The sequence below is a fragment of the Pseudomonas aeruginosa genome (assembly GCF_001457615.1).
Classification (GTDB): Bacteria; Pseudomonadota; Gammaproteobacteria; order Pseudomonadales; family Pseudomonadaceae; genus Pseudomonas; species Pseudomonas aeruginosa.
On sequence record NZ_LN831024.1, the window covers coordinates 556,247 to 580,728 of the forward strand.

The window sequence follows — 24,482 nt, forward strand, 5'->3', positions numbered from 1 at the left end:
GTTCCCCAGGTGAGAAAGAGCCCGCCCTTCGGCGGGCTTTTTCATGCCTGCGATCCGCTGCATCCTGGCCTTCCGACCTCGGGGTTATGGCGTTGCATTCAGCGTCCGCAGCGTGATTGTAGGCGCCCGCCCGGCGCAGTAGCTTCGAGGGATTCGCGCCTGTGGGGCGCCCCTGCCGAGGAGAACAGAGATGCCGGAATACAAGGCTCCGCTGCGCGACATGCGCTTCCTGATCGATGAGGTATTCGACTTCCATGGGCGCTACCAGGCGCTCGGCGCCAGCGACGCGACCCCGGACATGGTGGTGGCGATCCTCGATGAAGGGTCGAAATTCTGCGAACAGGTTCTGGCGCCGCTGAACCGCTCCGGCGACGAAGAGGGCTGCCACTTCGACAACGGCGTGGTGACCACGCCCAAGGGTTTCAAGGAAGCCTATGCACAGTACGTCGAGGGTGGCTGGAACGGTGTCGCCAGCGATCCCGCGTACGGCGGCCAGGGCCTGCCGCACTCGCTGGGTCTGCTGCTCAGCGAGATGATCGGCGCCAGCAATGTCTCCTGGGGCATGTACCCGGGCCTGACCCGCGGCGCCATGTCGGCGATCCACGCCCACGGCAGCCAGGCGCAGAAAGACCTCTACCTGGCGCGGATGACCGCCGGCACCTGGACCGGCACCATGTGCCTGACCGAGCCGCACTGCGGCACCGACCTGGGCATCATCAAGACCCGCGCGGTGCCGAACGCCGACGGCAGCCATGCGATCAGCGGGACGAAGATCTTCATCTCCGCCGGCGAGCACGACCTGAGCGAGAACATCGTCCACCTGGTGCTGGCCAAGCTTCCCGATGCGCCGGCCGGGACCAAGGGTATCTCGCTGTTCATCGTGCCGAAGTTCCTACCCGACGCCGAAGGTAACGTGGGCGCGCGCAATGCGGTCTCCTGTGGCTCCATCGAGCACAAGATGGGGATCAAGGCCTCGGCCACCTGTGTGATGAACTTCGACGGCGCCACCGGCTACCTGATCGGCGAGCCGAACAAGGGCCTGCACTGCATGTTCACCATGATGAACCACGCCCGCCTGGGCACCGGCATGCAGGGCCTGTGCCTTGGCGAGACCAGTTACCAGGGCGCCGTGCGCTACGCCCGGGAGCGCTTGCAGATGCGCTCGCTGACCGGGCCGAAGGCGCCGGACAAGCCGGCCGACCCGATCATCGTGCACCCCGACGTGCGGCGCATGCTGCTGACCATGAAGGCGTTCAACGAAGGCAACCGCGCGCTGGCCTACTTCACCGCCCAGTTGCTCGACACCGAGCACCTGTCGCAGGACGCCGCCGAGCGCGAGCGGGCCGCCGACCTGCTGGCCTTCCTGACACCGATCTGCAAGGCCTTCATGACCGAGACCGGGCAGGAGGTGACCAACCTCGGCATGCAGGTCTACGGCGGCCACGGCTACATCCGCGAGTGGGGCATGGAGCAGTTGGTCCGCGATTGCCGCATCGCACAGATCTACGAAGGCACCAACGGCATCCAGGCCCTCGACCTGCTTGGCCGCAAGGTACTGGGCAGCCAGGGCAAGCTGTTGCGCGGTTTCACCAAACTGGTCCACCAGTTGTGCCAGGCCCAGGCCGAGCATCCGCAACTGAAGGGACAGGTCGCGCAACTGGCGGCGCTGAACGCGCAGTGGGGCGAACTGACCCAGCAGGTGGGCCTGGCGGCGATGAAGAATGCCGACGAAGTGGGCGCCGCCTCGGTGGACTACCTGATGTTCTCCGGCTACGTGACCCTGGCCTATTTCTGGTTGCGCATCGCCCTGGTGGCGCGCGAGAAGCTGGATGCCGGCAGCGGCGAGGCCGCGTTCTACGAAGCCAAGCTGGCCACCGCCGACTTCTACTTCAGTCGCCTGCTGCCGCGCACCGCGGCGCACGCCGCGGCGATCCAGGCCGGCGCGGCGGGCCTGATGAGCCTGTCGGCGGAGCAGTTTTCGCTCTAGCGGCTGCCGGGGCAGGGGCGCGGCGCTTCTTCCCCCGGTTTCTCCCGCACCCGCCGGGCCCGTCGGACTCCCGGCGAACTCGCTCCAGCCCGCGAAAAGCGGGCTTTCTCATGCCTGTCGCATAGAAGACCGATATAGACTTTACGGTCACGACGTGACGCTACAAGTCCGAAATGTTGGTGGTGTAGACTCGGCCGCGGCACGCCTTTCGTGCCTCCATTTTGTTGCCGCTGGCCCCCGGCCGGCGATCGGTACGATCGAGGATTCCCCACATGGCTGATTACAAAGCTCCGCTGCGCGACATGCGCTTCGTCCTCAATGAGGTGTTCGAGGTCTCCCGGCTCTGGGCGCAACTGCCGGCGCTGGCCGAAGTGGTCGACGCCGAGACCGCCGCGGCGATCCTCGAAGAGGCCGGCAAGGTCACCGCCGGTACCATCGCCCCGCTGAACCGTCCGGGCGACGAGGAAGGCTGCCAGTGGAACGCTGGCGCGGTGAGCACCCCGGCCGGCTTCCCCGAGGCCTACCGGACCTACGCCGAAGGCGGCTGGGTCGGCGTCGGCGGTGATCCGGCCTACGGCGGCATGGGTATGCCCAAGGTGATCTCGGCGCAGGTCGAGGAACTGGTCAACTCGGCCAACCTGTCGTTCGGCCTGTATCCGATGCTGACCGCCGGCGCCTGCCTGGCGCTCAATGCCCATGCCAGCGACGAACTGAAGGACAAGTACCTGCCGAACATGTACGCCGGTATCTGGGCCGGTTCCATGTGCCTGACCGAGCCGCATGCCGGCACCGACCTGGGCATCATCCGCACCAGGGCCGAGCCGCAGGCCGACGGCTCCTACAAGATCAGCGGGACCAAGATCTTCATCACCGGCGGCGAGCATGACCTGACCGAGAACATCATCCACCTGGTGCTGGCCAAGCTGCCCGACGCCCCGGCCGGGCCGAAGGGCATCTCGCTGTTCCTGGTACCGAAGGTGCTGGTCAACGCCGACGGTTCGCTGGGCGAGAAGAACAGCCTGGGTTGCGGCTCCATCGAGCACAAGATGGGGATCAAGGCCTCGGCCACCTGCGTGATGAACTTCGACGGCGCTACCGGTTGGCTGGTGGGCGAGGTCAACAAGGGCCTGGCGGCGATGTTCACCATGATGAACTACGAGCGCCTTGGCGTCGGCATCCAGGGCCTGGCCACCGGCGAGCGCTCCTACCAGAGCGCCATCGAATATGCCCGCGAGCGTATCCAGAGCCGCGCGCCGACCGGCCCGGTGGCCAAGGACAAGGCCGCCGACCCGATCATCGTGCACCCCGACGTGCGTCGCATGCTGCTCACCATGAAGGCGCTGAACGAAGGCGGCCGCGCCTTCTCCAGCTACGTCGCGATGCAGCTGGACACCGCCAAGTACAGCGAAGACGCGGTCACCCGCAAGCGCGCGGAAGAGCTGGTGGCGCTGCTGACCCCGGTGGCCAAGGCATTCCTCACCGACATGGGGCTGGAAACCACCATCCATGGCCAGCAGATCTTCGGTGGCCACGGCTTCATCCGCGAATGGGGCCAGGAGCAACTGGTGCGCGACTGTCGCATCACGCAGATCTACGAAGGCACCAATGGCATCCAGGCGCTCGACCTGGTGGGGCGCAAGGTGATCGGCAGCGGCGGCGCCTTCTCCCGTCACTTCACCGACGAGATCAAGGCCTTCGTCGCTTCCGCCGACGAGGCCCTGGGCGAGTTCAGCAAGCCGCTGGCGGCCGCCGTGGAGAACCTGGAAGAGCTGACCGCCTGGCTGCTCGACCGCGCCAAGGGCAATCCCAACGAGATCGGCGCGGCGTCGGTCGAATACCTGCATGTGTTCGGCTACACCGCCTATGCCTACATGTGGGCATTGATGGCGCGCACCGCGCTGGCCAAGCAGGGCGAGGACGACTTCTACGCCAGCAAGCTGGGTACCGCGCGCTTCTACTTCGCCCGCCTGCTGCCGCGCATCCATTCCCTGAGCGCCTCCGTGCGCGCCGGCAGCGAGTCGCTGTACCTGCTGGACGCCGAGCAGTTCTGAGGCCTGGCGCCTGAGACGGAAAGCCCCGCGATGCGGGGCTTTTTTCTGGGCGCCGGGGGCTCGGCGCGCGGGACGGGTGGGGGGGATATCCGCTTGCGGCTATCCGCCATTCCCAGGGTTTTCTCGGGGCCGTGATGGGACAGGGTGATCGGCGGATAACGCCGTTGGCGTTATGCCCTACGGCTCCTCGCGCAGGGTGGGCGGTAGGGCGAATAACCGCTTGCGGTTATCCGCCATTCCCGTGGTTTTTCTCGTGCCGTGAGGGGACAGGGTTGTCGCGGTCCGCCGCGGAGGATACGGGGATATCCGTTGATGGCGTCTCGCCCGAGCCTCAGTGCGAGGTTCCCTCCGCATAGCCGATCTTGTTGCCGACGTTGTACTTGCCCGACGGCTTGTTCATCGGCAGTCGCTTCACTTCCTCCAGGCTGTGCGCGTCGTAGACCACCAGCGCGCCGTCGCGGTCCCAGACGCTGAGCAGGGCGTAGCGGCCGTCGCGGGTGAACTCGACGTGGCCGGCCACCTTGCCCGGGCTGGGGCGCAGGCGATGGGCGATTTCCAGGGTCTGCTTGTCGATCAGCAGGATCTCGTCGTGTTTCTTGCCAAGGAAGGTATCGGTCCAGGCGTAGGGCGAGTCGGCATGGCTGCGCATGAAGAAGCCGGGGCCGTCGGTGACGATTTCCTTCAACGGCTTCCAGTTTTGCAGGTCGATCACCGAGATCACCCCGCGGCTGATGTTCGGCGTAGCGAACACCCAGCGCCCGTCGCGCTTCCAGTAGATGCCCGAGCCGAGGTGCGGCATGCCCGACAGCGGGATCGAGGCGACCCGCGCGCCGCTGTCCAGCTCGATCACCTCGCCGCCCCTGGCCTGCCGCGAGCTGCCCAGCAGGTAGCGGTAGTCGGGGCTGAAGGAGAAGTCGTCGAGGTAGTCGGCCACCGCCAACCGTTTCGGCGCGACCGGCTTGCCGTTGGCATAGGGCAGCTCCCACAGCTCGTGGACGTCCTTCAGGGCGACCACGAAGCTGTGTCGCGGCGGTGCCGTGTATACCGCGCTGACCCGCGAGGCCTGGCCCTGGGCGTCGGCCGCCGGGATGACCTGCACCAGGGACAGGTCGCGGGCGTCCAGCAGCACCAGGTTGCCGGGCAGGTAGTTGCCCACCAGGACCCAGTGCCCGTCGTCGCTGACCGCCAGGTTGCGCGTGTTGAGGCCGGCGCGGACCTCGGCGACCACCTTCAGGTTGTACAGGTCGTAGAGGGTCACCCAGCCGTCGCGCGAGGCGAAGTACACCAGGCGCCCGTCCGGGGAGAACTTCGGACCTCCGTGCAGGGCGTAGCGCGAGGGGAAGCGGGCGATGGGCTCGAAGCGATCGCCGTCGAGGATGGTCACGTAGTGGTCGCCGGACTCCACCACCACGAACAGGTTCAGCGGGTCGGCCTCGAAGCGGGGCCTGGACGGCAGGGTGGCGAGGGGATGCGGCTGAACCTGGCTGGCCCGGATGTCCTCGGCGCTCCACTGCGGTTCGCGCGGCGGCGCCTGGTAGAGATAGGCGACCAGGGCGTCCGCCGCGGCGTCGTCCAATTGACCGGCAAAGCCGGCCATCTGGGTTGCCGGACGACCGTGCAGGATCACCTCGCGGGCCTGCGCCGGCTTCAGCCGCGAAAGGCTTTCCGGGAGCAGGGTCGGGCCGCTGCCGCCGAGCCGCCCGGCGCCGTGGCAGGCCTGGCAGTGCTGGCGGTAGAGCGCTTCCCCCGGCGCTTCGCCGGCCTGTGCGAGGGCGCCGAGGAGCAGGCCGAGGGCGAGGCCGATCAGGCGCATGCGACGGCCTCGCGGCTGACCGGCGAGCCGGCGCCCAGGTATGACGGATGCGCCATCGCGCGCTCGGCGAAGAGCGCGACCACCTGGCCGACGACGATCAGCGTCGGCGGCTTCAACTGGTAGCGTCGCGCCAGCGCCGGCAGCTCGGCAAGGGCGCCGCGGGTCACCTGCTGGCCCGCCTGGGTGCCCTGGCTGACCAGCGCCGCCGGGGTGTCGCTGGCGAGGCCGTGCTCGACCAGGCGCGCGGCGATCTCGGCGAGGTTGCCCAGGCCCATGTAGAACACCAGGGTCTGCTTGCCACGCGCCAGGCCGGCCCAGTCGAGGTCGAGGCGGCCGTCGTTCTGCAGGTGGCCGGTGACGAAGGTGCAGGACTGGGCGAGGTCGCGGTGGGTCAGCGGGATGCCGGCGTAGGTACTGCAACCGGAGGCGGCGGTGACGCCGGGGACCACCTGGCAGTCGACGCCGGCTTCGAGCAGGCGCTCCAGCTCCTCGGCGCCGCGACCGAAGATGAACGGGTCGCCGCCTTTCAGGCGGACCACCCGGCGTTGCTGCCGGGCCAGGCGCACCAGCAGCTCGTTGATTTCTTCCTGCGGCAGGCTGTGGTGGCCGCAGCGCTTGCCGACGTAGATGCGCTGGCAGCTTTCCGGCAGAAGGGCGATCAGCTCGCGGGCGACCAGGCGGTCGTAGACCACCACCTCGGCCTGTTGCAGCAGGGCCCAGGCGCGCAGGGTGAGCAGGCCCGGATCGCCGGGGCCGGCGCCGACCAGGGCGACGCTGCCGGCAGGGAAATCGACATCGAGGAGGGACGGCGGAATCACGGTAGTGTTCATGAGGCTTTCCTTAGACGGCGTGCAGCGCGATGCGCTCGAGGCCGATTTCCTGATCGCTGAGGTAGCAGCCGGGGTCTTCGCCCCAGAGTTCTCCGCCGGCCCAGGCGCGGGTGCGGGTGTTGCCGTTGCAGATGTCCAGCCAGCGGCATTGGCTGCAGCGCCCGACCACCGGTCGCGGGCGCTGGCGCAGTTGCAGGAGCAGCGGGTCGGGGCGCTCGAACCAGAAGTCGGCGAAGCGCTGATGGCGGATGTTGCCGACGCTGTGGTGCCACCAGTAGCTGTCCGGATGCACCTCGCCGGTGTTGTCGATGTTGGCGATGCCCTCGCCCGAGGCGTTGCCGCCCCAGTCCAGCAGCAGCTCGCAGAGACGCGCCAGTTGCTGCGGGCGGCGGCGCTTGAGCCAGTCGAGGAGAAGGATCGCGTCGGCGTCGTTGTTGCCGGTGACGAAGTCGCTGTCGCGCCCCTGCCGGATGTCCTCGTCGGCCCGTTCGAAGAGCAGCGCGAGGGCCTCGCGGGTGCGCCGGTGGTGGGCGTCGAGGGCGCGGCTGCGGCGGCCGCGGCCACTGTAGTTGAGGTGCGAGAGGTAGAACTTCTGCACGTCGAGTTCGCGCATCAGGTCGAGCAGTGCCGGTAGTTGCGCGGCGTTCTCCTCGGTCAGGGTGGTGCGCATGCCGACGCGGATATCCGCCTCGCGGCACAGGCGCATGGCCGCCAGCGCGGCGTCGAAGCTGCCCTGCTTCTGGCGGAAGCGGTCGTGGGTCTCGCGCAGGCCGTCGAGGCTGATGCCGACGTAGTCGAAGCGGGCCTCGGCCACGCGCTGGATGTTGCCTTCGTCGATCAGCGTACCGTTGCTCGACAGCGCCACGAACATCCCGGCCTGGCGCGCATGGGCGGCGATCTCGAAGAGGTCCGGGTGCATCAGCGGCTCGCCGCCGGAGAGGATCAGCACGCGCACTCCGGCGGCGCGCAGGTCGTCGATGCCGCGAAGGATTTCCGCGGTCTCCAGCTCGCCACGGAAGTCGCTGTCGGCGGAGGTGGAGTAACAGTGCTTGCAGGTCAGGTTGCAGCGCCGCAGCAGGTTCCAGATCACCACCGGGGCGCGCCTGCCGCCGGCGCGGCGCGGCGTCGGCGCGTCCTCGGCGAGGCTGCGCAGGTAATGGCTGATCCTCAGCATGGACGTTCCTCCTTCTGCGCCAGGCGCAGGCCGGTCTTCTTCAGGATGCGGCTGCTCACCAGCATCTCGTCGGCGCGACAGTCCTCGCCGAGCAGCAGGCGGATCTGCTGGCGATAGCCTTCGATCTCCGCTTCGCTGCGGCCGTGAACCATGGCGAACAGGTTGTAGCGCCACTGCGGCAGATGGCGCGGGCGCCGGTAGCAATGGCTGACGAAGGACAGCCCGCCGACCAGCCGGCCGAGGCGTTCGATGCGTTCGTCGGCGACGTCCCAGACGGTCATGCCGTTGTGCCGGTAGCCAAGGCGATAGTGGTTGGGCACCGCGGCGATGCGCCGGATCACCCCGGCGTCGCGCAGGCGCTTCAGCAGCGCCAGGGTCTCCGCCTCGCTCAGCCGCAGTTGCGCGGCGATCCACGCCCAAGGGTCGGCGACCAGCGGCAGGCCGGCCTGGGTCAGTTCGATCAGGCGGCGGGCGAGCAGGGCGTCAGAGGGGGAAATGCAGGCCGACATGGTAGGTCGCCTCCTTGGGCAGGTCGAGTACCGCCAGCCCGCTCTCGCGCTCCAGCCGTGCGAGGGTCTCGGCGACCTCCGCCGGGCTGTCGCAGGCGACCACCAGCCACATGTTCAGGGCGTGCTCGCGACGGTAGTTGTGGGCGACCTGCGGCCAGCCGGCGAGCAGCGCGGCGATCTCTTCGAAACGCGCCTCCGGCACGCTCATGGCGGCCAGGGTGAAGGCACCGCCGAGGGGCTCGATATCGAACAGCGGACCGAAGCGGGTCAGGGTGCCGTCGTCGAGCAGGTCGTCCAGGCGGCGCAGGATGTCTTCCTCGCGGCAATCCAGCTCGGCGGCGAGCAGCGCGTAGGGATGCGGCTCCAGCGGCAGGCCGTGTTGCAGGCGGTTCAGCAGGCGCCGGTCGAACTCATCCATGGCGGCGCTCCAGGTCGGCCGGCGGCGCGGTGTAGCGGCCGCCGCACTGCTTGTAGGCGCGCAGGCTGAACAGCCAGCGGTGCGGTGTCTGGCGCAGGGCGTGGCGCTCCAGCAGCGCCTCGATCTGGCGTTCCACTTCGCCGCGCTCGCGGCCGTGGATCATGCAAAACAGGTTGTATGGCCACATCGGCAGGCGACGCGGGCGGCGGTAACAGAGCGAGACGATCGTTTCGTGGGCGAGGGCGCGGCCGACGGCGTCGACCTCCGCGTCGGCGACGTCCAGCACCAGCATGGCGTTGGCGGTATAGCCCAGGGCGCGGTGGTGGAGGATCACCCCGAAGCGGCGGAACAGGCCGTCTTCGTCCCAGCGGCGGACCTGTTCCAGCACTTCGTCTTCGCCGGCGCCGATGCGTTCGGCGAGCACCCGGTAGGGCCGGCTGGCCAGCGGCAGGCCCTGTTCCAGCAGGTAGCGCAGGTGTTGCCGCTGCGGCGCGGCGAGGGGTTCGACGGGGTTCATCGGCTGGCCTCCAGGGGAAACGCGAGGTCGATGCAGTAGGCTTCCTGCATCGGCAGGTCGAGGGGTTGCAGGCCGGTGTCGGCGGCGATCTCCGCCAGTACCCGGTCGAGTTGCGCGCGGTCGCCGGCGGTGAGCACGAACCACAGGTTGTAGCGGTGTTCGCGCTGGTAGTTGTGGTTGACCTCGGCGTACTGGCTGATGCGCTCGGCGACCCGTTGCAGACGCTCCTCGGGCACCGCCAGGGCAGCCAGGGTGCTGGCCCCGGCGCGTTGGTGGCGGAGCACCGGGCCGACCCGCGACAACGCGCCGTCGGCTTCCAGGCGACGCAGCCGTTCGAGCACCTCGGCTTCGCTGCAACCCAGGGTCTCGGCCATCCGCCGATAGGGTTCCGCGCAGATCGGCAGGCCTTTCTGGTAGCGGGCGAGGAGGCGGCGGGAGAGGTCGTCCATGGTGCCTCCTAGAGTCCGATGTGCTGGGCGCGGTGGCTGAAGAAGATGCCGCTCGGGCTGCGGGCCGGAAGGCTGCCGATGCGCTTCAGGCGGTACGGGTCCCAGACCTGCAACTGGTCGGCGTCGCGCACCGAGATCCAGACCTGGTCGCCGCGCCCGCTGAATTCCATGTGCAGTACGCCGGGGCCAGGGCGCAGGGTTTCGATCACTTCGTGGGTCTCGCTGTCGATGACCTGCACCTTGTCGTTGTCCGGGTAGGCGAAGTTGACCCAGATCTGCCGGTCGTCCGGTCGAGTCATGACGAACACCGGCTGGCCGGCGACGTCGATGGCGTCGGTCTGCTTCCAGTCGCGCGCGTCGAGCACCAGCACCTGGTGATGGCCGACCGCCGGGACGAAGGCCTGGTCGCTGGCGATGGTCCAGCCCTCCAGGTGCGGCATCTTGTACACCGGCAGCTTGCGTTGGCCGCGGCCGTAGTCGCCGAGTACGCGCCTGACGCCGCGCTCCGGGTGCCAGAGGTCGAGCTGGGCCATGCCGTCCTCGCCGAACAGCCCGGCCATGTAGTAGCGCCCGTCGGGGCTGATGAGGGCGTCGTAGGGTTGCTTGCCGATATCGCGGAAGCGGGTCAGGTGCGGCGTGTCGCCCTGGCTGAAGTCGGCGATCCAGATCTCGCCGCTGTCGAACAGGCTGAACACGAAGCGCTGCCCGGGCGCGTCGACCAGGCCGACCACCCGGGAGTTCCTGTCCTGGCCGGGGAGGCGGGTGGCGGGAATCTCGGCGACCAGCTCCAGGGTGCGGCTGTCGAACACCTTGACCCCGCCCGGCTCGTAGTTGGATACCGCGACCAGCCGACCGTCCTGGCTGATCGCTCCGCCGATGCTGTTGCCGCCCTGGATCAGGCGCTTGTCGATGCGCTGGGCCAGCAGGTCGAGCTTGGTCAGGCCGCCGTCGCGACCGAATACGTAGGCGTAGCGCTGGTCGCGGGAGAACACCAGGGAGGCGTGGGACAGGTCGCCGAGGCCTTCGACCCGCGCCAGCGAGGTCTTCGCCGTGCCGTCGAGGATCTGCACGCTGCCGTCGGCGCGTTCGATCAGCACGCCGAGGTCGCCGCTGCCGCGCAAGGGCGGCTGCTGGCTACAGCCGGCGAGCAGGGCGAGGAAAAGCGGCGCGAGGGGACGCAGGTTCATGGGGCGATCTCTCCTTCGATCAGGCGGTCCACCAGCCAGCCGGCGTCGTCTTCGCTGAGCAGGCCGGCCCAGGGGGGCATCGGGGTTTGCGGACGGCCCATGAGCACGGTGGCGACCAGCGATTCGCGCGGCTTGCCGCGCAGGGCCTCGGGGGTCAGCGCCGGGCCGAGGCCGCCGGTCAGGCGCAGGCCGTGGCAGGAGCCGCAGTCCTGCAACAGCAGGTGACGCAACTGGGCCTGGCGACGGGCATCGGGATGCTCGTCGGCCAGGCCCGGAAGAGGACAGGCGAACGTCAGCGCGAGGGCCAGCCACAAGGCGTGGCTGGCGGCGCGCCGGAAGTCCGGAGGGGCGTTCATTTCTGCGACAGGACCCACTTCGCCAGGGTCTGCGCCTCGTCGTCGCTGACCGCGTTCGGCGGCATCGGGATCGGGCCCCAGACGCCCTGGCTGCCGTTCTTGATCCGCTGCGCGAGTTCCGCTTCGGCGCCGGCCTGGCCGGCGAACTTGGCGGCGACGTCCTTGTAGGCCGGGCCGACCATCTTGGTGTCGATGGCATGGCAGGCCACGCAGCCCTTGTTCTTGAACAGCACTTCGGGGTCTTCGGCCCAGGCGCCCTGGGCGAGCAGGGTGCCGGTGGCGAGCAGCGAAAGCAGTGCGTACGGTTTCATCACGGTTCCTCGTAGGGGGGAGCGTGCGGGGCGTGCCCCGCACGCGGGTCTCAGTACACGTCGTGCTGGGTGTTGTAGACGTTGAACTTGCCGGTCGGGGTGATCAGCCGCGGGTCCTTGACCACGGCCTTGAGCTTCAGGGTCTTGTCGTCCACCACCACCAGCGCGGAGCTGTCGTTCTTGCCGTTCCACACCGAGAACCAGACTTCATCGCCGCGCTTGTTGTACTCGGGCTGCACCACCCGCTTGGCGCCTTCGCCGAGATCGGCCCATTCGGCGATCGGCAGCACCTGGTACTTGGCGTCGAGGTTCTTCAGGTCGAACACCGCGACGCTCTGGCTGATCCTGGCGTCGGGGTTGAAGGTGGTGTCGACGTAGAGGTGCGAGGACTTCGGATGGGTCTTGATGAACAGCGAGCCGCCGCCCTGGCCCTGTAGTTCGGCGACTTTCTTCCAGGCGTACTGCGGATGGTTCTTCGGATCGGTGCCGATCAGCGAGATGCTGCCGTCGCCCAGGTGGCTGGTGCTCCACACCGGGCCGTACTTGGGATGCACGAAGTTGGCGCCACGCCCCGGGTGCGGGGTCTTGCCGACGTCGACCAGGGCCGACAGGCGACGGTCCTTGGAGTCGATCACGGCAACCTTGTTGGAGTTGTTGGCGGCGGTCATGAAGTAGCGGTGGCTGCTGTCCCAGCCGCCGTCGTGGAGGAACGGCGCCGCACCGATGCTGGTGACGGTGAGGTTGTCGATATCCTTGTAATTGACCAGCAGGACCTTGCCGGTCTCCTTCACATTGACGATGAACTCGGGGTGCTCGTGGGAGGCGATGATCGCCGCCACGCGCGGTTCCGGGTGGTAGGTCTGGGTGTCTACGGTCATGCCGCGGGTGGAGACGATCTGCTTCGGTTCCAGGGTCTCGCCGTCCATGATCGCGAACTGCGGCGGCCAGTAGGCGCCGGCGATGGTGTAGCGGTCCTCGTAGCCCTTGAACTTGGAGCTTTCCACCGAGCGCGCCTCGATGCCGATCTTGATCTCGGCGACCTTGGTCGGCTCCTTGGCCCACAGGTCGATCATGTCGATCCGCGCGTCGCGGCCGATCACCAGCAGGTAGCGGCCGGAAGCGGACATCCGCGAGATATGCACGGCATAGCCGGTATCGATGACCTTGACGATCTTCTTGCTGTCGCCGTCGACCAGGGCGATCTGCCCGGCGTCGCGCAGGGTCACCGAGAACAGGTTGGGCAGGTCGAGGTCGTTGAGCTGTTTCTTCGGCCGGTCCTCCGGCTTCACCAGCACCTTCCACGATTCGCGCATCTCCGGCATGCCCCACTCCGGCGGTTGCGGCGGGGTGTGCTGGATGTACTTGGCCATCAGGGTGATCTGTTCCTTGCTCAGCTCGCCGGAGCTGCCCCAGTTCGGCATGCCCAGCGGGGTGCCGTAGGTGATCAGCGCTTCCAGGTATTGCTGGCCGCGTTGCTGGGTGATGTCCGGGGTCAGCGGCTTGCCGGTGGCGCCCTTGCGCAGGACGCCGTGGCAACCGGCGCAGCGTTGGAAGTAGATCTGCTTGGCCTCGTTGAACTCGCTTTCACTCATGTCGGGGGCACCGTTGGTGCGCACCACGTGAGCGGGATCGACGGCGGAAGCGGCACCCTGGTATTGCTCGGCGGCTTTCATGTCGTCCTTGGCGTGAGCGGTGGCCAGGCCCAGCAGCGTCAGCGAGGCGAGCAAGGTGCCCGCCAGTGGCTTGCCAAATGGCATGGTCTATCTCCTCAGGAGCCCTGCGAGGCGCTCCCTTAGCAGTGTTTTGGGGGTGGCTGCGTCGGGAACTCCCGGGAATTCATGGCGCGAAAGGATCATAGAAAGCAGGGTCTTTACCCTTGCTTGACCGGAATCAAGATTGCGTTGCTTTGCGCTTGTGGCACCTTCCAACTGTGAATAGCGTGCGGTCCTAATCCCTAGCGCAGGAGTAGGACATGCGGGACGCGACACCCTTCTACGAGGCCACCGGCCATGAGATCGAAGTCTTCGAGCGCGCCTGGCGGCACGGCCTGCCGGTATTGCTCAAGGGCCCCACCGGTTGCGGCAAGACCCGCTTCGTCCAGTACATGGCGCGGCGCCTGGAACTGCCGCTGTACAGCGTCGCCTGCCACGACGACCTGGGCGCCGCCGACCTGCTCGGCCGCCATCTGATCGGCGCCGACGGCACCTGGTGGCAGGACGGCCCGCTGACCCGCGCGGTGCGCGAAGGCGGTATCTGCTACCTGGACGAAGTGGTGGAGGCGCGCCAGGACACCACGGTCGCCATCCACCCGCTGGCCGACGACCGCCGCGAGCTGTACCTGGAGCGCACCGGCGAGACGTTGCAGGCGCCGCCTTCGTTCATGCTGGTGGTGTCCTACAACCCCGGCTACCAGAATCTGCTCAAGGGCCTGAAGCCCAGCACCCGGCAGCGTTTCGTCGCGTTGCGCTTCGACTACCCGGCGGCGCAGCAGGAGGCACGCATCCTGGTCGGCGAGAGCGGTTGTGCCGAGGCCCTGGCGCAGCGCCTGGTGCAGTTGGGCCAGGCGCTGCGGCGGCTGGAGCAGCACGACCTGGAGGAAGTCGCCTCGACCCGCCTGCTGATCTTCGCCGCGCGCCTCATCGGCGACGGCATGGACCCGCGCGAGGCGTGCCGGGTGGCGCTGGCCGAACCGCTCTCGGACGATCCGGCGACGGTGGCGGCGCTGATGGACATCGTCGATCTCCATGTCGCCTGATACCGTCGAGCGGCGCCTGCCCGGCGACCTGGCGATGTGGTTCTTCATCCTCGCCGAACTCAGCGTGTTCAGCCTGCTGCTGCTGGCGTTCGCCGGCGCCCAGGCCTGGCAGCCGGAGCTGTTCCGTGCCGGCCGGGAGCAACTGGATAGCCGCTGGGGCCTGTTGCTGACCGTGGCCCTGCTCAGCTCCGGCTGGCTCGCCGCGCTGGCGGTGCATGCGGTGCGCCGCGGACGGCCGCGCCAGGCGAGCGGCTGGTTGCTGGCGGCGCTGCTGCTGGCGCTGGTCTACGTCGGCCTGAAGCTGCACGAGTACGGGCGGCTCGCCGATCTCGGCCTGGACATCGAGCACGACACTTTCTTCACCCTCTACTGGTGCCTGACCGGCTTCCATTTCCTCCACGTCCTGCTCGGCCTGCTGATCCTCGGCTGGCTGGCGCAGGCCTGCTGGCGCCGGTGTTATACGCCGCAGGCTTGCTCGGGACTGGAGTCGGGAGTGCTCTACTGGCACATGGTCGACCTGGTCTGGGTGCTGCTGTTCCCGCTGGTCTACGTCCTGCAATGAGGTGCCTATGCGAACCCTGACCCTCTGCTGGCTGGCGTTGCTGGCGCTGGCCGTGGCCGGTGTGCTGCTGGGCGGCGCCGGCGACTCTCCCTGGCTGCTGGCGGCGGTGCTGGCCTGCGCGGTGGCCAAGGGCTGGCTGATCGGCGAGCGCTTCATGGAGCTGGCCCATGCCCCGGCGCTATGGCGCCGCCTGCTGCTGGCCTGGCCGCTGCTGATGGCCCTGGCGGTGGGCGCTGCGCTGTACCTGGCGCGGATGAATAACTGAGTAAATCGTTCGGGAATCTTGATTGCCATCAAGCGGGTTCGCCGCCGCCGCTTCCTAGAATCGCCGCACCACCCATTCCAGGAGGCCGCATGTCCGAGACCTTTACCAAAGGCATGGCCAGGAACATCTATTTCGGCGGGAGTGTGTTCTTCATCCTGCTGTTCCTGGCCCTGACCTACCACACCGAGAAAACCCTGCCCGAGCGCACCAACGAGGCCGCGATGAGCGCCGCGGTGGTGCGCGGCAAGCTGGTCTGGGAGCAGAACAACTGCGTCGGCTGCCACACCCTGCTCGGGGAGGGCGCCTACTTCGCGCCGGAGCTGGGCAACGTGGTCGGACGCCGTGGCGGCGAGGAGGGCTTCAACACCTTCCTCCAGGCCTGGATGAAGATCCAGCCGCTGAACGTGCCGGGCCGCCGCGCCATGCCGCAGTTCCATCTCAGCGAGGGCCAGGTCGACGACCTGGCCGAGTTCCTCAAGTGGAGCTCGAAGATCGATACCAACCAATGGCCGCCGAACAAGGAGGGTTGATGATGTCGCCCAATGGCTCCCTGAAATTCGCCTCGCAGGCGGTCGCCAAACCCTACTTCGTGTTCGCCCTGATCCTCTTCGTCGGGCAGATCCTGTTCGGCCTGATCATGGGCCTGCAGTACGTGGTCGGCGACTTCCTGTTCCCGGCGATCCCCTTCAACGTCGCGCGCATGGTGCACACCAACCTGCTGATCGTCTGGCTGCTGTTCGGCTTCATGGGCGCTGCCTACTACCTGGTGCCGGAGGAGAGCGACTGCGAGCTGTACAGCCCGAAGCTGGCCTGGATCCTGTTCTGGGTATTCGCCGCCGCCGGCGTGCTGACCATCCTCGGCTACCTGCTGGTGCCCTACGCCGGCCTGGCCAGGCTCACCGGCAACGAACTGTGGCCGACCATGGGCCGCGAGTTCCTCGAACAGCCGACCATCAGCAAGGCGGGCATCGTGATCGTCGCCCTGGGCTTCCTGTTCAACGTCGGCATGACCGTGCTGCGCGGGCGCAAGACCGCCATCAGCATGGTCCTGATGACCGGCCTGATCGGCCTCGCCCTGCTGTTCCTGTTCTCCTTCTACAACCCGGAAAACCTCACCCGCGACAAGTTCTACTGGTGGTGGGTGGTGCACCTGTGGGTGGAAGGCGTGTGGGAACTGATCATGGGTGCGATCCTCGCCTTCGTGCTGGTGAAGATCACCGGGGTCGACCGCGAGGTGATCGAGAAGTGGCTCTACGTGATCATCGCCATGGCGCTGATCAGCGGCATCATCGGCACCGGCCACCACTACTTCTGGATCGGCGTGCCCGGCTACTGGCTGTGGCTCGGCTCGGTATTCTCGGCGCTGGAGCCGCTGCCGTTCTTCGCCATGGTGCTGTTCGCCTTCAACACCATCAACCGCCGCCGCCGCGACTATCCGAACCGCGCGGTCGCACTGTGGGCCATGGGCACCACGGTGATGGCCTTCCTCGGCGCGGGAGTGTGGGGCTTCATGCATACCCTGGCGCCGGTGAACTACTACACCCACGGCACCCAGCTCACCGCCGCCCACGGCCACATGGCCTTCTATGGCGCCTACGCGATGATCGTGATGACCATCATCTCCTACGCCATGCCGCGCCTGCGCGGGATCGGCGAGGCGATGGACAACCGCTCGCAGGTCCTGGAGATGTGGGGCTTCTGGCTGATGACCGTGGCGATGGTGTTCATCACCCTGTTCCTCTCCGCGGCCGGGGTGCTGCAGGTCTGGCTGCAACGGATGCCGGCGGACGGCGCGGCGATGACCTTCATGGCCACCCAGGACCAGCTGGCGATCTTCTACTGGCTGCGCGAAGGCGCCGGGGTGGTGTTCCTCATCGGCCTGGTCGCCTACCTGCTGAGCTTCCGGCGCGGCAAGGCGGCCGCCTGAGATGGCCTTCGCCGTCGAGCTGGAGGAATGGGTCGGCGCCCACTGGCACCGCTTCATCACCCGCCATGCCAGCGGCGAGTTCGAGGCGGCGCGGGTGACCCTGGAGAGCATGCGGCGTCCGCTCGGCATGCTCTTCCGGGCGCTCGGCGGCGCACCGGGGGTAGCCCTCGAGGCGACCCCGGCGCGCCGCCTGCTGCTACGCCGCACCTGGTTGCAGCGGGTCGCCGGGACCTGCGAGCAGGCCCCGGTGTCCTGGTTCAACGGCGACAGCCTGCGCCTGCCGGAATCCCTCGCGGTCTATCCGCAGGCCGAGCTGAACCGCGAACTGTATCGCTGGCTGGCGCTGCTGGCGGCCAGCGCCGGGCCGCTGCGGCACTGGGCCCAGGACAACCAGCGCTGGGCGCGGCAGTTGCTCGATGCCTATCCGGCGCTGCGCCCGCGCTACGCCCGGCTGGTCGCCGCGCATCTGCGCCAGCGCCCGTCGCTGGACGATTGCCCGGCGGCAGACGCCGAACTGGAAATCGCCCTGCGCCGCGCGCTTGCCGAGCCGGGCAGCGTCGAGCGCTTCCCGCGAGTCGAGCGGGCGCCCTGGCCGGTGCCGCTGTGGCTGTATCCCGGCGAGCGCTGGACGCCTTCCGCCAGCGCGGAGGACGGCGAGGAAGCGGCCGCCGGCGCCGGCAAGCGCCAGGTCGCCCGCAGCGGAGCGCGCAAGCGCGCCGAGCGCGTCGAGGAGCGCGACAGCGAGCGCAACCTGCTGCTGTTCCGCCTGGAAAGCCTGCTCAGTTGGTCGGAGCACCTGGCCCTGGACCGCTGTAGCGACGACGAGGACGACCCGGACGGCGCGCGCGTCGCCGAAGACCTCGACTACCTGTCGCTGTCGCGCCAGCGCACGCAGAAGGGCGGCGGCCTGCGCCTGGATCTCGACCTGCCGGCCGCCGACTACGATGACCTGCCGCTCGGCCCCGGGCTGAAGCTGCCCGAGTGGGACTATCGGCAGCAGCGCCTGCTGAGCGACCACGTGCTGCTGCAACCGATGCGGCCGCGCGGCGCGACCAGCGCCAGCCTGCCGGCGCACCTGGAGAAGACCGCGCTGCATCTGCGCCGCCAGTTCGCCTGCCTGCGCGACGGCCGCCAACGCCTGCGCCAGCAGCCGCAAGGCGACGAGATCGACCTCGATGCCTGGCTCGACTTCCAGGTCGAGCGGCGCCGCGGCGGTTCCACCCAGCCAGGCCTGTTCCTCGAACAGCGGTCGCGCCGGCGCGACCTCGCCTGCCTGTTGCTGGCGGACCTGTCGATGTCCACCGAAGCCTACCTCGACGACCAGCGGCGAGTGATCGACAGCATCGTCGACAGCCTGCTGCTGTTCGGCGAGGCGTTGCAGGCACTGGGCGACCCCTTCGCGCTGTACGGGTTTTCCTCGGTGCGCCGGCAGCAGGTGCGCTGGCAGGTGCTGAAGGACTTCGACGAAGGCTACGGCGGCGAGGTCCGCGGTCGCGTGCTGGCGCTCTCGCCGGGCTACTACACGCGGATGGGCGCGGCGATCCGCCGGGCCAGCCAGGTGCTCGGCGGGCAGCCGCAGAAGCGTCGCCTGCTGTTGCTGTTGAGCGACGGCAAGCCCAACGACCTGGACCGCTACGAGGGCCGCTACGGCATCGAGGACACCCGCCAGGCGGTGATCGAGGCGCGCAGCCAGGGACTGGTGCCGTTCTGCATCACCATCGACAAGGAGGCGGCGGACTACCTGCCCTACCTGTTCGGCGCCGACGGCTTCGCGCTGGTCGAGCGCGCCGGGCAGTTGCCCGAGCGCCTGCTCCAGCTCTATCGGCGCCTACGCCGCTGAGAGGCCTCAGGGAGCATCGCGCGGCAACCAGAGCATCATGCCCAGGCAGAACAGCGCCAGCCCGACGCAGAACCAGGCGAAGCGCCGCTGCCGGCGACCCTGGAGCTGGCGCTGGGAAGCGCTGGGCAGCGGCATGCCGCACTGTTCGCAGGCGCTTTCCGCGCCTTCGGTTTCATGGAGGCAATACAGGCATTGGCGCATGGGCGTTCTCGCGGGCTCGACCCCGCCAGCTTGCCGGCGGACGGGCCGTGGCGCGCTTGACCGCGATCAAGCGGCGGCGCTGTTCACTCGAAGCACTCCAGGCGTTCGCGGTCGAGGATGCTGATTTCGCGGCCGTCGAGGCGGATGATGCCCTCGTCGCCGAGGCGGTGCATGATCCGCGAGAAGGTTTCCGGCTGGATCGACAGGTGACCGGCCACCAGTTGCTTGGCCACCGGGATTTCCACCCGGCAGTTCTCCCCCGGCGCGTGGGCGGCGAGGGTCAGCAGGTAGCGCACCACGCGGTGGGTGGCGTTCTTCAGGGAAAGCGTCTCGATCTCGTCGATGCGCTGGTGCAGGCGGGTGCTGAGCTTGGCCAGCAGGGCCAGGGCCAACGGGGTGTTGTCCTGCAACTGGCGCAGGTAGGCCTTGTTGGAGAAACGGAACAGCTGGCTGGGCACCACGGCCTGGGCGGTGGCCACGTAGTTCGGGGTGTCCATGAACATCATTGCCTCGGCGAAGGTGTTGCGTTCGTTGGTCACTTCGAGAATCTTCTCCTGGCCTTCCGGGGTCAGCCGGTAGATCTTCACGCAGCCGGAAATCAGGTAGTAGAAGGCGTGCGCCGGCTCGCCCTGGCGGAACACGTAGGCGCCCTTGTCGAGGTTGACCAGGTCGCTGCTGGCGAGCAGTTCCTGGAGCTGGACGGGAGAAAGCGGTTCGAACAGGTGGTGGCTTTGCAGCAACTGCTGGTGGACGCGCTGGAATTCCATGCTGGGAAGGCTCGCGATGATGAGGGGACTGGCCACTGTAGCGGGCCCGGCGCAGATCATCTTGACGCACGGCAAGCTCCCGGCGGCTGGGTGTTGCCGTCGGTCCGGCGAGCGGAACTATTACAGCGTGTAAGCCAAGGCTTACAAACGGCGGTGGTTTTGGCTGCTTTCTCCCCCTCGCGGAGATGCGTAATCTTCAAACCGTCAGGACATTGCGCAGGAAGCGCCAAAGACAATACGGAAACTCAGGGAATCCACCATGGATGGTGGCGTAGCACGGATGTCAGGATAGAGGTCTGCAAAACCCCGCCCAAAAGGCGGGGTTTTTTATTGCCCGCGAAAAACCGCGTCGCTCAGACCACGCCTTCCAGCAGCGAGCGCAGCAGCTCGACGCTGGCGTGCTGGCGTTGCGCGTCGCGGTAGACCAGGCCGACCTTCAGCGGGATGCGCGGTTCGCTGAGCGGTTTCCACAGCAGCCGCTGGTTCGAGTGCATCTGCCGTGCCTTGCCCGGTAGAACGGTGGCGAAGCGGGTCTGCGGCAGGCTGTCGAGAATCCCGCTCATGTGGTTCAGTTCCGCCTGCACCCGCGGCCGCCGGCCGATCGCGGCGAGTTGCTCCTGCCAGATCTGGCGCGCGCGGAACTCTTCGCCGAGCAGCAGCATCGGCAACTCCGCGGCCTGGGCCAGGGACACCTTTCTGAACTCCTTCAACGGGTGTTCCTCGGGGATCACCAGCTGCAATTCGTCCTCGTACAGCTCGACGCTGTGCAAGCCCGGCTGGCGCGGCGGCAGGAAGCCGATGCCGATATCCAGGTTGCCGGTGAGCAGGCGCCGCTCGATGTCGATTCCCGACAGTTCGTAGATCTGCACCCGCAGATGCGGCTGCGCGGCGTGCAGGCGTTCGACCATGTACGGCACCAGGCTGGCGTTGACCGTCTGCAGTACGCCGATCGCCAGGCTGCGCGGGGTCTGCCCGCGGAATACGCGCATCGCCTCGCGGGCCCTTTCCAATCCCTCCAGCAGCGGTACCGCATGGTTGTACAGGGTGTGGGCGGCGACGGTCGGCAGCAGGCGCTTGCCGCTGCGCTGGAACAGCGAGACGTCGAGGTTCTGCTCCAACTGGCGGATCTGCTGCGAGAGGGCCGGTTGCGACAGGGCCAGGCGTTCGGCGGCGCGGCCGACGTGGCCTTCCTCGTAGAGCGCGACGAAATAGCGGAGTTGGCGAAAATCCATAAGCTGTTCTTATCGATGAAACTGGAAAATCGAAATGGAGTGGGTCCCGCGTAAGGCACTATTCTAGCTGCATTGGCGGTACATCGGGTGGTCGCGGAGCAATGGAGCAGATAGTCGTAAACGGTGTTTTCATAGGTAAAGTCGAAGAAACCTGGGGCGGATTGGTCAGCGCGATCGACAAGCTGCCGGTCGAGCAGGAGTTCTGGCTGGGCCACGATGGCCTGCCCGGCGACGAACAGGCCGACATCCGCCACCACGGCGGCCTCGAGCGCGCTCTTCATCACTATCCCGCCGAGCACTACCGCTACTGGCGCAAGCGCCACCCGCTGAACCGCTGGCAACTGCCGGCGTTCGGCGAGAACATCTCGACCTACGGCATCACCGAAGCCGAGGTCTGCATCGGCGACCAGTTCCATTGGGGCGATGCCCTGCTGGAAGTCAGCCAGCCGCGTTCGCCCTGCTATCGCCAGGGCCAGCGCTGGAATCTTCCCGAGCTGCCCGACGAATTGCAGAGCGGCGGCCGCTGCGGCTGGTTCTATCGGGTCCTGCGCAGCGGCATGGTGACTCCCGGGGACGAGCTGAAGCTGGTCCAGCGGCATTACCCTGAACTGACCGTCGCCCGCCTGTTGCAGTGGTATTTCGGCGATCCCCTGGAGCCTCTCGGGTTGCGCCAGATGATGGCCTGCGACGCGCTATCCCAGCGTTGGCGCAAGACAGCGGCGAAACGCCTGTCCAGCGGCGTGGTGGAAGACTGGGGGCCGCGCCTGCGCGGACCGTCGGATTACCGGGAGCATGCCTCTTGAGCGACTACCTGATCACCCTGAGCCAGTCCGGCCGGCTGTTGGCCAGCATGACGGTGAGCGCCGCGCGCTTTGCCGAGGTGCGCGAGCTGATGCGCCAGCGCTTCCCCGCCGGCGACGGCTTCGAACTGCGCATCGAAACGCGCCGGGAAAGCCGCCGGCTGCTGGAACAGGGGCCGCAGGGCGTGCGCTTGCTGGCGGTGGAGTACATGACCGAGGAACTGAAAGATGGCTGATGCGCTGGATAGCCTGCGCCTGATGCGCACCCAGGAACGGCCCGAACAGGTGTTCGTCCGTGGCCAGGGCTCGTGGCTGTGGGACAGCGACGGACGCGCCTTCCTCGACTTTACCCAGGGCCTGGCGGTGAACTGCCTTGGCCACAGTCCCAGCGTGCTGGTCCAGGCCCTGGCCCGGCAGGCGCGGGAGCTGGTCAGCGCCGGCCCCGGCCTGCTCAACCGGCCGGTGCTGGCATTGGCGCAGCGCCTGTGCCTGGCGACCGGCAGCGACCAGGCCTACTTCCTCACCAGCGGCGCCGAGGCCAACGAAGCGGCCATCGCCCTGGCGCGCAAGTGGGGCCGCCTGCATCGCGGCGGCGCGCAACGGATCGTCAGCACTGTCAACAGCATCCATGGACGCACCCCGGGCACCCTGACGGCTTGTGGCAAGCCGGCGCAGCATGGCCTGGAGGGATTTGCCAGGGTGCCGTTCAACGACCTCGACGCCATGGCCGCGGCCATCGACGAAGAGACGGTGGCGGTGATGCTGGAGCCGGTGCAGGGCGATGCCGGGGTGATCCCGGCGACCCTCGACTACCTGCGTGGCATCGAGCGGCTGTGCCGGCAGCGTGGCGTCCTGTTGATCCTCGACGAGGTGCAGACCGGCATCGGCCGCTGCGGCGCGCTGCTGGCGGAGGAACTGTACGGGGTACGCGCCGACATCGTTACCCTCGGCAAGGGCCTCGGCGCCGGGGTGCCGCTGTCGGCGCTGCTGGCGCGTGGCAACGCCTGCTGCTTCGAACCGGGCGACCAGCTTGGCACCCACCACGGCAACGCGTTGATGACCGCTGCCGGGCTGGCGGTACTGAATACCGTGCTGGAGCCGGGTTTCCTGGAGCAGGTGCGCGAGCAGGGCACCCACCTGCGCGATGGCCTGGCCCGTGTCGCGCGTCGCTATGGGCATGGTCCGCTGCGCGGCCAGGGACTGTTCTGGGGGCTGCCGCTGATCGGCCAGCGCGCGCCGGCGGTGGTTCGCGCGGCGTTCGGCGAAGGCCTGCTGATCAACGCGCCGCAGCCGCACTGCCTGCGTTTTTCCCCGGCGCTGACGGTGAGCCGGGCCAACGTCGACGAAATGCTGCGGCGACTGGAACGGGCCCTGGCCCGGGTCGCCAACCGACACGAGGAGGTGGCCTGATGCGCGCCCTGGTATTGCAACACGTTCCCTTCGAAGGCAGCGCGCGGATCGGCGACTGGATCGGCCGCCACTGCGAGCACGAGCACGTCTGCTACCTCTACGCCGACGCCCACCTGCCTGCGCTGGACAGCTTCGACCTGCTGGTGGTGATGGGCGGGCCGATGAGCGTCCACGACGAAGCGCAATATCCCTGGCTGGTGGCGGAGAAGCGTTTGATCCGCGCGGCGCTGGATGCCGGCAAGAAGGTCCTCGGCATCTGCCTCGGCGCGCAGCTGCTGGCCCAGGCGCTGGGGGCTGCGGTACGCCCGGGACGCCAGGCGGAGATCGGCTGGTGGCCGCTGCACAGGTACAGCCAGGCGCTGGGCTCGCCGCTGGGCGAGCGCCTGCCGGAACGGCTGATGGCGTTCCACTGGCACGGCGAGACCTTCGACCTGCCGGCCGGCAGCGTGCCGCTCTATGGTTCGGCTGCCTGCGCAAACCAGGGCTTCATCTGGAACGAGCAGGCTATCGGCCTGCAATGTCACCTGGAAAGCACCGCGGAGAGCATCGAGGCGCTGCTCGATGCCTGCCCGCAGGACCTGCAACGGGAAGGGGCGGTGCAGAGCGCCGAGAGGATCCGCCAGGGTGTCGCGCATTGCCGCGAGGTGGCGCCGGTGCTGTTCCTGTTGCTCGATTACCTGGCGCATCGGCCGGCGGAGATCGCACGCCGGGCCTGATCGCCAGAAAGATTCCTCTGTCCTCGCATGCGCCTCCGGACGTCGTTTTGGTCCTGTGGGGCGCTTTTTTTATTCTAGGCTGCGTGCTTTCCCAACCAGGGCTCCAGTAGTGCCAGGTCGCGACGCAGGCTTTCGGCGAACAGGTGCAGGCGGGTGGGGTTGTCCAGCTCGCCGGGCTGGATGCCGACGAAGGTGAAGGTTTCGTCGTGCTCTCGGGCGGCGACATTGATACTGACGGTGCCGTCGTAGTGCATCCGGCACTGGCAGTCGTAGCCTTCCAGCGCCTGGTTCAGGCTGCGCTGGATCTCGCCGAGATCGGGGTGCTTGTTCTTGCTCATCGCGTCGCTCATGCAAGGGGATGGGGCTTTCTTCTCGTGCAGGGCGAGTCGGGTGGATGCGTCGACG

Annotated in this window: 27 protein-coding genes; 12 read left to right on the forward strand and 15 right to left on the reverse strand. The window is 67.9% G+C overall.

The window, feature by feature from the left end; translation table 11 throughout:
* Nucleotides 1-190: 190 nt before the first annotated feature.
* Together AT700_RS02530 and AT700_RS02535 are read left to right on the forward strand one after the other, a co-directional pair.
* The gene (locus tag AT700_RS02530; RefSeq protein ID WP_048520725.1) at nucleotides 191-1,987 is read left to right on the forward strand and encodes an acyl-CoA dehydrogenase C-terminal domain-containing protein; all 1,797 of its coding nucleotides are present in this window, start codon (nucleotides 191-193) and stop codon (nucleotides 1,985-1,987) included.
* A 272-nt stretch (nucleotides 1,988-2,259) separates the two neighbouring features.
* Nucleotides 2,260-4,038, forward strand: coding sequence for an acyl-CoA dehydrogenase C-terminal domain-containing protein (locus AT700_RS02535; RefSeq protein ID WP_003113245.1), 1,779 nt, complete (start codon nucleotides 2,260-2,262; stop codon nucleotides 4,036-4,038).
* A gap of 331 nt (nucleotides 4,039-4,369) precedes the next feature.
* Here AT700_RS02535 and nirN read toward each other — a convergent pair whose 3' ends face one another.
* Genes nirN through nirS form a run of 11 tightly spaced genes read right to left on the reverse strand, consistent with a single transcriptional unit; the run spans nucleotide 4,370 to nucleotide 13,359 of the window.
* On the reverse strand, nucleotides 4,370-5,851 hold the full coding sequence (gene nirN / locus AT700_RS02540) for a dihydro-heme d1 dehydrogenase (RefSeq protein WP_048520726.1): 1,482 nt from the start codon (nucleotides 5,849-5,851) through the stop codon (nucleotides 4,370-4,372).
* Entirely contained in the window at nucleotides 5,842-6,681 is an 840-nt protein-coding gene (cobA, locus tag AT700_RS02545) for a uroporphyrinogen-III C-methyltransferase (protein WP_003113243.1), read from the reverse strand. Before cobA ends, nirN begins: the two co-directional genes overlap by 10 nt.
* Before the next feature lie 10 nt (nucleotides 6,682-6,691).
* On the reverse strand, nucleotides 6,692-7,855 hold the full coding sequence (gene nirJ / locus AT700_RS02550) for a heme d1 biosynthesis radical SAM protein NirJ (protein ID WP_003106109.1): 1,164 nt from the start codon (nucleotides 7,853-7,855) through the stop codon (nucleotides 6,692-6,694).
* Nucleotides 7,849-8,364, reverse strand: coding sequence for an Lrp/AsnC family transcriptional regulator (locus tag AT700_RS02555; RefSeq protein ID WP_003084858.1), 516 nt, complete (start codon nucleotides 8,362-8,364; stop codon nucleotides 7,849-7,851). Before AT700_RS02555 ends, nirJ begins: the two co-directional genes overlap by 7 nt.
* Nucleotides 8,339-8,782: an Lrp/AsnC family transcriptional regulator gene (locus AT700_RS02560; protein ID WP_003084860.1), complete on the reverse strand. Its 444-nt coding sequence runs from the start codon at nucleotides 8,780-8,782 to the stop codon at nucleotides 8,339-8,341. Before AT700_RS02560 ends, AT700_RS02555 begins: the two co-directional genes overlap by 26 nt.
* On the reverse strand, nucleotides 8,775-9,299 hold the full coding sequence (locus AT700_RS02565) for an Lrp/AsnC family transcriptional regulator (protein ID WP_003111534.1): 525 nt from the start codon (nucleotides 9,297-9,299) through the stop codon (nucleotides 8,775-8,777). Before AT700_RS02565 ends, AT700_RS02560 begins: the two co-directional genes overlap by 8 nt.
* On the reverse strand, nucleotides 9,296-9,748 hold the full coding sequence (locus AT700_RS02570; protein ID WP_003084864.1) for an AsnC family transcriptional regulator: 453 nt from the start codon (nucleotides 9,746-9,748) through the stop codon (nucleotides 9,296-9,298). The genes AT700_RS02565 and AT700_RS02570 overlap by 4 nt, the downstream gene beginning before the upstream one ends.
* Before the next feature lie 8 nt (nucleotides 9,749-9,756).
* Complete coding sequence (gene nirF / locus AT700_RS02575; protein WP_003084866.1) at nucleotides 9,757-10,935, reverse strand: heme d1 biosynthesis protein NirF; 1,179 nt, start codon at nucleotides 10,933-10,935, stop codon at nucleotides 9,757-9,759.
* Nucleotides 10,932-11,291, reverse strand: a complete 360-nt coding sequence (gene nirC / locus AT700_RS02580) for a cytochrome c55X (protein WP_003084870.1) — start codon at nucleotides 11,289-11,291, stop codon at nucleotides 10,932-10,934. Before nirC ends, nirF begins: the two co-directional genes overlap by 4 nt.
* Nucleotides 11,288-11,602, reverse strand: a complete 315-nt coding sequence (gene nirM, locus AT700_RS02585) for a cytochrome C-551 (RefSeq protein WP_003084872.1) — start codon at nucleotides 11,600-11,602, stop codon at nucleotides 11,288-11,290. The genes nirC and nirM overlap by 4 nt, the downstream gene beginning before the upstream one ends.
* 50 nt (nucleotides 11,603-11,652) lie before the next feature.
* Complete coding sequence (gene nirS, locus AT700_RS02590) at nucleotides 11,653-13,359, reverse strand: nitrite reductase (protein ID WP_003106104.1); 1,707 nt, start codon at nucleotides 13,357-13,359, stop codon at nucleotides 11,653-11,655.
* 215 nt (nucleotides 13,360-13,574) lie between these two features.
* Between nirS and nirQ the strand changes: the two genes are divergently transcribed.
* From nirQ to AT700_RS02620, 6 genes are all read left to right on the forward strand, one after another.
* Nucleotides 13,575-14,357 carry a transcriptional regulator NirQ gene (gene nirQ / locus AT700_RS02595; RefSeq protein ID WP_003084875.1) on the forward strand — a complete coding sequence of 261 codons (783 nt, stop codon included), beginning with the start codon at nucleotides 13,575-13,577 and terminating at the stop codon, nucleotides 14,355-14,357.
* Between the two features lie 34 nt (nucleotides 14,358-14,391).
* Nucleotides 14,392-14,919, forward strand: coding sequence for a cytochrome c oxidase subunit 3 (locus tag AT700_RS02600; RefSeq protein ID WP_003118864.1), 528 nt, complete (start codon nucleotides 14,392-14,394; stop codon nucleotides 14,917-14,919).
* 7 nt (nucleotides 14,920-14,926) lie between these two features.
* Nucleotides 14,927-15,184, forward strand: coding sequence for a cytochrome C oxidase subunit IV family protein (locus AT700_RS02605; protein ID WP_003084879.1), 258 nt, complete (start codon nucleotides 14,927-14,929; stop codon nucleotides 15,182-15,184).
* An 89-nt stretch (nucleotides 15,185-15,273) separates the two neighbouring features.
* The gene (norC, locus tag AT700_RS02610) at nucleotides 15,274-15,714 is read left to right on the forward strand and encodes a nitric oxide reductase subunit NorC (RefSeq protein ID WP_003084881.1); all 441 of its coding nucleotides are present in this window, start codon (nucleotides 15,274-15,276) and stop codon (nucleotides 15,712-15,714) included.
* Entirely contained in the window at nucleotides 15,714-17,111 is a 1,398-nt protein-coding gene (gene norB, locus AT700_RS02615) for a nitric-oxide reductase subunit NorB (protein ID WP_003084883.1), read from the forward strand. Before norC ends, norB begins: the two co-directional genes overlap by 1 nt.
* Nucleotide 17,112: 1 nt before the next feature.
* Complete coding sequence (locus AT700_RS02620; protein WP_023130530.1) at nucleotides 17,113-18,951, forward strand: nitric oxide reductase activation protein NorD; 1,839 nt, start codon at nucleotides 17,113-17,115, stop codon at nucleotides 18,949-18,951.
* Between the two features lie 6 nt (nucleotides 18,952-18,957).
* On the opposite strand, the gene AT700_RS02625 is transcribed toward AT700_RS02620, so the two are convergent.
* The 3 genes from AT700_RS02625 to AT700_RS02635 form a co-directional block, all read right to left on the reverse strand.
* Nucleotides 18,958-19,152, reverse strand: coding sequence for a hypothetical protein (locus tag AT700_RS02625; protein ID WP_003101553.1), 195 nt, complete (start codon nucleotides 19,150-19,152; stop codon nucleotides 18,958-18,960).
* An 83-nt stretch (nucleotides 19,153-19,235) separates the two neighbouring features.
* Nucleotides 19,236-19,919 carry a transcriptional regulator Dnr gene (dnr, locus tag AT700_RS02630; RefSeq protein ID WP_003084891.1) on the reverse strand — a complete coding sequence of 228 codons (684 nt, stop codon included), beginning with the start codon at nucleotides 19,917-19,919 and terminating at the stop codon, nucleotides 19,236-19,238.
* A gap of 353 nt (nucleotides 19,920-20,272) precedes the next feature.
* Nucleotides 20,273-21,151: a LysR family transcriptional regulator gene (locus AT700_RS02635; RefSeq protein WP_003084893.1), complete on the reverse strand. Its 879-nt coding sequence runs from the start codon at nucleotides 21,149-21,151 to the stop codon at nucleotides 20,273-20,275.
* 101 nt (nucleotides 21,152-21,252) lie between these two features.
* Here AT700_RS02635 and AT700_RS02640 point away from each other — a divergent pair, with 101 nt between their 5' ends.
* The 4 genes from AT700_RS02640 to AT700_RS02655 are packed head-to-tail and all read left to right on the forward strand — an operon-like array spanning nucleotide 21,253 to nucleotide 24,077.
* Nucleotides 21,253-21,954 (forward strand): MOSC domain-containing protein, encoded by a 702-nt coding sequence (locus AT700_RS02640; protein WP_003084895.1) that lies wholly within the window; start codon nucleotides 21,253-21,255, stop codon nucleotides 21,952-21,954.
* Entirely contained in the window at nucleotides 21,951-22,187 is a 237-nt protein-coding gene (locus tag AT700_RS02645) for a hypothetical protein (protein WP_003101561.1), read from the forward strand. The genes AT700_RS02640 and AT700_RS02645 overlap by 4 nt, the downstream gene beginning before the upstream one ends.
* Nucleotides 22,180-23,361 (forward strand): aspartate aminotransferase family protein, encoded by a 1,182-nt coding sequence (locus AT700_RS02650; RefSeq protein ID WP_003117940.1) that lies wholly within the window; start codon nucleotides 22,180-22,182, stop codon nucleotides 23,359-23,361. The genes AT700_RS02645 and AT700_RS02650 overlap by 8 nt, the downstream gene beginning before the upstream one ends.
* Nucleotides 23,361-24,077 carry a type 1 glutamine amidotransferase gene (locus AT700_RS02655; protein WP_048520728.1) on the forward strand — a complete coding sequence of 239 codons (717 nt, stop codon included), beginning with the start codon at nucleotides 23,361-23,363 and terminating at the stop codon, nucleotides 24,075-24,077. Before AT700_RS02650 ends, AT700_RS02655 begins: the two co-directional genes overlap by 1 nt.
* Nucleotides 24,078-24,151: 74 nt before the next feature.
* On the opposite strand, the gene AT700_RS30225 is transcribed toward AT700_RS02655, so the two are convergent.
* A complete protein-coding gene (locus tag AT700_RS30225) occupies nucleotides 24,152-24,415 on the reverse strand; it encodes a hypothetical protein (protein WP_003084903.1) in 264 nt (87 codons plus the stop codon).
* Nucleotides 24,416-24,482: the final 67 nt, after the last annotated feature.